The organism is Corynebacterium sp. 1103A (assembly GCF_055700955.1).
This window is the reverse complement of the sequence record NZ_JASTTF010000018.1, coordinates 21,312-29,287: the sequence shown is the minus strand read 5'-3', so window position 1 is coordinate 29,287 and position 7,976 is coordinate 21,312. Positions and strand designations below refer to the sequence as shown.

General features: G+C 67.2%; 7 protein-coding genes and 1 pseudogene. All 8 read left to right on the top strand.

From position 1 onward, the window contains the following. Positions 1-256: 256 nt before the first annotated feature. Positions 257-1,186, top strand: a pseudogene (locus QQS52_RS10860) (hypothetical protein); the annotation flags it as partial. Continuing rightward, positions 1,187-2,173, top strand: coding sequence for an HAD-IIA family hydrolase (locus QQS52_RS10855; RefSeq protein WP_472773871.1), 987 nt, complete (start codon positions 1,187-1,189; stop codon positions 2,171-2,173). Continuing rightward, positions 2,173-2,340, top strand: a complete 168-nt coding sequence (locus QQS52_RS10850; protein WP_296203748.1) for a hypothetical protein — start codon at positions 2,173-2,175, stop codon at positions 2,338-2,340. Before QQS52_RS10855 ends, QQS52_RS10850 begins: the two co-directional genes overlap by 1 nt. Then, positions 2,340-3,155, top strand: coding sequence for a TlyA family RNA methyltransferase (locus QQS52_RS10845; protein WP_472773870.1), 816 nt, complete (start codon positions 2,340-2,342; stop codon positions 3,153-3,155). Before QQS52_RS10850 ends, QQS52_RS10845 begins: the two co-directional genes overlap by 1 nt. Next, on the top strand, positions 3,152-4,057 hold the full coding sequence (locus tag QQS52_RS10840; protein ID WP_472773869.1) for an NAD kinase: 906 nt from the start codon (positions 3,152-3,154) through the stop codon (positions 4,055-4,057). Before QQS52_RS10845 ends, QQS52_RS10840 begins: the two co-directional genes overlap by 4 nt. Positions 4,058-4,086: 29 nt before the next feature. Then, entirely contained in the window at positions 4,087-5,823 is a 1,737-nt protein-coding gene (recN, locus tag QQS52_RS10835; protein ID WP_472773868.1) for a DNA repair protein RecN, read from the top strand. A gap of 26 nt (positions 5,824-5,849) precedes the next feature. Then, positions 5,850-7,043 carry a putative cytokinetic ring protein SteA gene (steA, locus tag QQS52_RS10830; protein ID WP_472773867.1) on the top strand — a complete coding sequence of 398 codons (1,194 nt, stop codon included), beginning with the start codon at positions 5,850-5,852 and terminating at the stop codon, positions 7,041-7,043. Beyond that, positions 7,040-7,972: a copper transporter gene (locus tag QQS52_RS10825; RefSeq protein ID WP_472773866.1), complete on the top strand. Its 933-nt coding sequence runs from the start codon at positions 7,040-7,042 to the stop codon at positions 7,970-7,972. Before steA ends, QQS52_RS10825 begins: the two co-directional genes overlap by 4 nt. Positions 7,973-7,976 lie beyond the last annotated feature (4 nt).

Here is a 7,976-nt window from a genome sequence, read left to right as displayed (position 1 = left end):
CGCCGATGGTACTGCAACCGGGAGGTTGTGGGAGAGTAGGTTACCGCCGACACCAAACAACAACACATAATTCAATAGCTTAAGGCGCTTGGTAGGGCAGTCACCCGATGACTGTCCTACCGAGCGCTTTTTCATACCCGCATAAGGCCTAATGGTTCTTCAGCCACATGCTGTTAGTGCATCCCGGGTGCGGGTTCTTAATAGAACTTCCTGGCCTAGTAGAATGGGCGGGTATTAGATTGCTGTCGCGATGGTAGAAACGGATTTAGGTATGTCAGACAACGAAGGTGGCCGTAAGTCTTTTGATTCCGCCGGCGGTGAGCGTCGCGGCGGTGGCCACAAGGGGCGCCGGAAGCCTTACGGGAGGCGTTCGAAAGGCTTCCGGGATGAGCGCCGGGACAACGGCGGCAACCGTGGCGGGCGCAAGCCGACCCACAAGGGCCGCGGTGGCAAGTCCACTTCCCAGCAGCGTCGCAGCCACCCGCAGCGCAGCGGCTTCCGCGAAGAGCGCCTGAACCAGCGCATGGCGGACCCGGATCTGCCCAACGATATTGACGTGCGCGACCTGGACCCGATGGTCCTGCAGGACCTGAAGGTGCTGTCCAAGGACAACGCGGAGGCTGTCGCCAAGCACATGATCATGGCAGCGACCTGGATGGAGGACGATGCGCAGCTGGCGCTGCGCCACGCCCGGGCGGCGAAGAACCGCGCGGGGCGAGTCTCCGTGGTGCGTGAGGTCAACGGCATTGCCGCGTACCGCGCGCAGGAGTGGAAGGAAGCCCTCTCGGAGCTCCGCGCCTCCCGCCGTATCTCCGGCGGCCCGGGGCTGATGGCCGTGATGGCCGACTGCGAGCGCGGTCTGGGCAAGCCGGAGAAGGCCCTGGAATTGGCTAAGGAGCCGGTGGCTAAAGACCTGGACGAAGAGTCCCGTATTGAACTGGCCATCGTTCTGGCCGGCGCCCGCCAGGACTTGGGCCAGAACCAGTCCGCCGTGGTGACGTTGTCGCGGCTCAACCCCAACAAGGACGACCGCGGGATTAGCGCCTGCCGTTTGTCGTATGCCTACGCCAACGCGCTGGAGCAGACCGGCCGCACTGATGAGGCCAAGGACTGGTTCCAGCACACTGTCGCCATCGATGAGGGCGAGTGGACCGACGCGGCCGAGCGCGTGAAGGAAATCGGATAGATGGCTTCCCTGTTAGAGTCCCACGACTCGTTGCTGCTTGACCTCGACGGCACGGTCTGGGAGGGCGATCGTCCCATCGGCGCCAGTGTGGACATCATCAACGCCTGCGGCCTGCCGTGCGTGTATATCACCAACAACGCCTCCCGCAGCCCCGGCGCTGTCGTCGACAAGCTGGTGGGCATGGGCATTCAGGCAGACGCGAAGCACGTGCTGACCTCGGCCCAGGCCTGCCTGAACCTGGCAGGCGAGGAGCTAGCTAGCGGCGCGACCGTCCTGGTCGTGGGCGCCGAGTCGTTTAAACAGTTAGCCCGGCAGGCGGGTTTCACCGTCGTCACCAGCGCGGAAGAGAGCCCGGAGGCAGTGTTGCAGGGTTTCGACCCGTCCATCGGGTGGGCGGAGCTGACCGAGGCGGCCCTGGCTATCCGCAACGGCGCTAAGTTCTACGCTTCCAACCTGGATACCTCCCTGCCCATGGAGCGCGGTTTGGCCGTGGGCAACGGATCGCTGGTGGCGGCCGTGTCTACGGCGACCGGGGTGCAGCCGGCCTCCGCCGGCAAGCCTGCCGCCGCCATGTTCGCCCAGGCCGTCCTGGAGATTGGCTCTAAGGCCCCGTTGGCAGTGGGTGATCGCTTAGACACCGATATCCAGGGCGGCAACGCCGCCGGTTGTGACACCTTCCACGTGCTGACTGGGGTCTCCGGCCCGCTGGCGCTCATCGAAGCAGTCAAGGACCAGCGCCCCACGTTTATCGGCGAGTCGATGGGCGATATCAACCTGCCGGAGGCGCAGCTGCGCCCGGGCGCCCAGGGTGGTTTTACCGCCCGCGTCGACGGCGAGGACATCATCTTGAGCGGCGGCGACCCGGGGGCGACCCCGGTGCAGGCGCTGCGGACGGTGCTTGAGGTCGCCTGGGCCATGCCACACTCGCCGCGGTATGTGCGCCCGGCCTCCGACGCGGCCGACCAGGCCACCGGGGCGTGGTGGTAATGGCACGCCCCATCCCGCACGATCCGCGGCAGACCCAGGTCAGCCCTGAGGACGTAGACGCGAAGATCGCGGAGATTTTCAACGAACCGGCTGGGGACCTGCCGGAGGAAGTCGATCAACTCAACAACGCCCACGAGGTCCTGCGTGCGGCGCTGCAGGAGAACTGATGCCACCAGCACGCAGGCGGCTGGACGCGGAGCTCGTCCGGCGTAAAATCGCGCGTTCCCGGGAGCAGGCCGTCGAGATGATCAAGGGCGACCGAGTCTTCGTCAACGGCTTCAAGGCGGCCAAGCCGGCCACCATCGTGGAGCCGGAGGCCTCCATCCGGGTCGAGCACGCCCCCGAGGACGATTGGGCCTCCCGCGGCGCCCACAAGCTGCTCGGCGCGTTGGAAGCCTTTGATGTCTCGCTGGAGGGCAAGCGCGTGCTCGACGCGGGGGCATCGACGGGCGGGTTCACCGACGTCTGCCTGCGCAACGCCGCAAAGGAAGTGCTTTCCGTGGACGTCGGCTACGGCCAGCTGCTCTGGCGGCTGCAGAACGACCCGCGCGTCCATGTTTTCGATCGCACCAACATCCGCCACCTGGATCTTGAGACCATCGGCCAGCCGGCCGATGCCATGGTGGGTGACCTATCGTTTATCTCCCTGAAGCTGGTGCTGCCGGCTATCGTCTCCTGCCTGCGGCCCGGCGCTTTCCTGCTGCCCATGGTCAAGCCCCAGTTCGAGGTCGGCAAGGACCGCCTGGGCCAGGGCGGGGTGGTGCGCTCGCCGCAGCTGCGCGCCGAGGTCACGCTCGACATCGCGCGTTTCGCCCAGGAGCTGGGGCTTAGCTGCCAGAGCGTGTGTGCCTCCCCGCTGCCGGGACCGAGCGGGAACGTGGAATACTTCCTGCACTTGGTCGCCGATGAGACAAAGACGCAGCCGGGGCAGGCAGAATTGGAGACAATGATCGACAAGGCAATCAAGGAGGGGCCGCAGTGAGTCAGGCAAACACGGTGACACAGCAGCGCGAAATCCTTTTGGTCCCCCACGCCGGCCGCAGCACCAACCTGGCCGCTACGGACCGGGCGGCGCAGCTGCTGGACGAGGCCGGCATCGTCGTGCGCGTGTGCGCCCCGGCCGAGATCCTGCCCGACTTCCCGCACGTCCAGCACACCGCGGCGGCAGCCGAAGGCTGCGAGTTGGTACTGGTCCTGGGCGGGGACGGGACCTTCCTGCGCGCAGCGGACATGGCACGCGCCGTGGACGTACCGGTACTGGGTATCAACTTGGGCCACGTCGGCTTCCTCGCCGAATGGGAGGCAGAATCCCTGGACAAGGCCATCGAGCGGGTGGTCTCGCGACACTACCGCATCGAAGACCGGATGACCATCGACGTCACGGTCACCGGACCCGACGACGAGCTGATCGGCCGCAGCTGGGCTCTCAACGAGGTCAGCATGGAAAACTTGAACCGTTCCGGGGTCTTGGACGCCATCCTGGAGGTGGACGCCCGCCCGGTCATGGCCTTCGGCTGCGACGGCGTGCTGATTTCCACGCCCACGGGCTCTACCGCCTACGCGTTTTCGGCTGGCGGCCCGGTGCTGTGGCCGGAGCTGGATGCCATCCTGGTGGTGCCCAACAACGCCCACGCGCTGTTTACCAAGCCGCTAGTCGTCTCCCCGAAATCTACCGTCGCCGTCGAATCCGCCTCCGAAACGTCGGCGGCGTTGGTTAACATGGACGGGTTCCGCGAGATCGCCATGCCACCCGGCTCCCGCGTCGAGGTCGTTCGCGGCGAGCACCCGGTGCGCTGGGTCCGGCTGGACGATCACCCGTTCACGGATCGCCTGGTGTCCAAGCTGCGGCTCCCCGTCGAGGGTTGGCGGGGCCCGCAGCGCTAAACGCCCCACGGAAGGAGTCAGTGATAGGCGTGCTAACCGATATCACCATCGAAGATCTGGGTGTCATCCACAAGTCGAGCGCCGAGCTGGCCGACGGCCTGACCGTGCTCACCGGTGAGACCGGCGCCGGAAAGACCATGGTGGTCACCGGACTGCGACTGCTGGCCGGCGCCCGCGCGGACGCCTCCCGCGTGCGCAGCGGGGCGAAGAAGGCGGTCGTGGAGGGCACCTTTGCCACCTCCTCCCAACGCGCGACCGAGATCGTCGAGGAATCCGGCGGGCAGCCGGACGACAACGGCGAGTTCATCACCACCCGCACCGTGTGGGCGGCCGGCCGCTCCAAGGCCCACTTGGGCGGCCGAGCCGTCCCGGCCGCGACCCTGGCCGAGTTCACCGGCGAGGTACTGACCATCCACGGGCAAAACGATCAGTTGCGCCTGCTCGCCCCGGAACAACAGCTGGCGGCCCTGGACCGCTCCGACGAGGCGCTGCCCGGCCTGCGCGAGGCCTACACCGAGAAGTTCACCGCCTGGCGCAAGCTAGCCCGCGAGCTCAAGCGCAAGACGCAGTCGCGCCGCGAGATGGCCCAAGAGGTCGACCGCCTGCAGTTCGCCGTCGACGAGATCGACAAGGTCAGCCCGGTGGAGGGGGAAGACACTGAGATGGTCGAGCAAATCCGGCGGCTCCAGGACGTCGACGCCCTGCGGGAGGCGGCCAACACGGCGCTGGCCGGTATCGACGGCCCAGAGGGCATCGAGGGGGCAGACGGGGCGCAGGCAGCTGGCGGCTACGCCGAGCAGGAGGCAGCCTCCACCCAGCTGGGTTCTGCCGCGGCGGCGCTGGCTGCCAGCTCGGATTCCCAGCTGCAGGCGCTAGGCGAGAGGATGCAAGACATCACCGCCCAGCTGGCGGATATCTCCGGCGAGCTGGGGCTTTTCTTGGGGCAGCTGCCGGCCGACCCAAACCTTCTGGAAAAGTCCCTGGTGCGCCAACAGGAACTCAAGCAGTTGACCCGCAAATACGCCCCGGACATCCAGGGGGTTATCGCCTGGCGGGACGAGGCCGTGGCCAAACTGGGCACCATGGACGTCTCCAGCGAGGCTCTCGAGGAGCTGAAGAAGGACGTCGCCGCCGCGGAAAAGGAGATGATCGCCGCGGCGGAAGTACTCACCCGGGAACGCACGCGCGCGGCGGGGGACTTGGCGGCGGCTGTCACCCAGGAGCTGCGCGGGCTGGCGATGCCCAAGGCGCGCATCGAGGTCGAAGTCCGGCCAGCGAAGTACTCGCGCACCGGGGCGGACGAGGTCGAAATCGCGATGGCGCCCAACGACGCCGCCGACGCCCGGCCCCTGGCCAGCGCCGCCTCCGGCGGTGAGCTCTCCCGCGTCATGCTCGCCCTCGAGGTGATCCTCTCGGCGGACAATGAGGGCGGAACCATGGTCTTCGACGAGGTGGACGCTGGGGTGGGCGGCCGCGCGGCGGTGGAGATCGGCCGCCGGCTGGCCAAACTAGCGCGCAACCACCAGGTCATCGTGGTCACCCACCTGCCGCAGGTGGCCGCCTACGCGGACTGCCACCTGCACGTGGCCAAGGAGGTCTCCGACGAGACCGTGACCTCCGGCGTATCCAACCTGGACCGGCAGGAGCGCATCGAGGAGCTCGCCCGGATGCTGGCCGGCCTCGACGACACAGCCACCGGCCGCGCCCACGCGGCGGAATTATTTGACAAAGCGCAAGCGGAAGTCGTATCTTTCCGCGCGCCTTAACCAATTTTTCCCCGCGACGGGGGACAATGCCAGACATGAGTTTGTTTTCCCGCAACGACGACCTGCCGGGGCTGCACGGCGCATTGCGCGATTGCACCCCGGGCGGCAAAGGCATGAAGAAGTTCCATGCCGGTGATATTGCCGTCATTAGCGCCGCAGATATCTCCCGCCAGGAGGCCCAGGCCCTGGTGGATATTTCCCCTGCTGCCGTAATCAACCTCAACAAGTTTACCACGGGAGCCATCCCGAACTACGGCCCGCACATGCTGCTGGACGCCGAGGTGGTCCTCCTGGAGGACCTCGGTGAGGCCTTCATGTCTGAGTTCCGCGACGGCAAGAAGGCGCGGATCACCGACGACGGCACCGTCTACCTGGGCGACAAGGCGATCGGCACTGGCAAGCTCGTGGAGCGCGCCGCCGCCGAAGACGAGTTCGCCAACGCCCAGCGCGGCCTCATCGACCACATGGAGGCCTACTTCGGCAACTCCATCGAGTTCATCCACTCCGAGGGCCCGCTGCTCATCGATGGCCTCGGCGTTCCGGACGCGGGATCCGAAATGCAGGGCCGGAAGGTCGTCGTGGTCTCGGACGTCGAGGGCCATCGCGGCAAGGTCAAGGACCTGCACAACTTCATCCGCGAGTACGAGCCCTACCTCATCGGCGTCGACGCCGCCGCTGACACCCTGGTGGAGCTCGGCTACAAGCCCGATCTCATTGTGGGCAACCCGGCGGGCATTGCCGCCGAGACGCTGCGCTCCGGCGCGCGCGTGATCCTGCCGGCCGAGCCGGACGGCACGGCCGAGGGCCTGGAGCGCATCCAGGACCTGGGCATCGGCGCGATGACCTTCCCCGCGGCCACGCAGTCCGCCACGGACCTGGCGCTGCTGCTGGCTGACTACCACGACGCCCAGATGATCGTGCAGGTCGGCAACGCCGTGGACTTGGACGACGTCTTCGCCGACCGCCCGCACGCTACGCCGGCCGCACTCCTGTCGCGGGTCAAAGCGGGAACCCGCGTGGTGGACGCGGACGCCATCATCAACCTCTACACGGTTAACCGCGGCGGCGGGGGCGCGTGGCTGTGGGCCATCCTGGGGATCCTGGTCGCCTTGGCGGTCATCGTGCTGGTGGTCGGCCTTGGCGGCGACGGTGGATTCGCCGACAATCTCGTCGACACCTGGAATAACCTGGCGCTGACCGTCCAAGGGTGGTTTAAGTGAAAGGCTCTAGCTCCGTACCCGGCGGCGTCATCGCCGGGCTTGGTTTCGGCGTAGCCGCGGGCGTGGCCTTAGGTGCCCTGGTGCTGGCCCCCTCGATGGATGGGGCGCCCACCGCCGGCGGGAACGACGACAACAGTGATTATGAGAAGGCCGTGCAGGACAAGGAGATCGCGCGCGCCCAGGCTAATTCCTCCGACTCGGTCGTGCGGGAGTTTAGCTCCGAGACGGTGCGGGACACCTTGAGCGACCGCCCGGTGCTGGTCATCAGCACCCCGGACGCCGGCGACGGCGATATCCGCGGATTGCAGTCCCTGCTGCACAGCGCCGGCGCGCAAAAGGCCGGCCACCTCAAGCTGACGCAGGACTTTTTCACCCAGGACAAGGCCGACGAGCTGAAGTCCATCGTGGCCAACACCCTGCCCGCCGGGGCGGAGCTGAGCGAGGACAAGATCTCGCCCGGCACCCACGCCGGCCAGGCCCTGGGCGCGGCCATGCTCATGAACCCGGACGACGCCCAGCCGCTGGCGAGCGTTGACGATCGTGCGCAGCTGCTGCAGGCGCTGCGCAAGGCCGGCTTCATCGACTACGAGGACGGGACCATGCGCCCGGCGCAGGCGGTGCTGCTGGTGACCGGTTCCGAGAAGGAAGGCTACGCCACGGAGACGCTGGGCACCTTCTCCGAGGCCATCGACGAGGTGGGGAACAACACCGTCGTGGCCGGCCGCGTGGAGCAAGCCGCCCCGGACGGCGTGATCGGCTCCCTGCGCGGCGCCGACTCGCACATCTCCACCGTGGACTCGGTGGATCGTTCCTTCGCCCGGATGGCGGCGGTGCTCGCCGTCGCCGAGCAGCTCGATGGCGGCGACGGCGCCTATGGCTCCGCGGCCTCGGCAGAGGCCGCCGCGCCGGCCAAGCCAGAATCCAACTAGCACG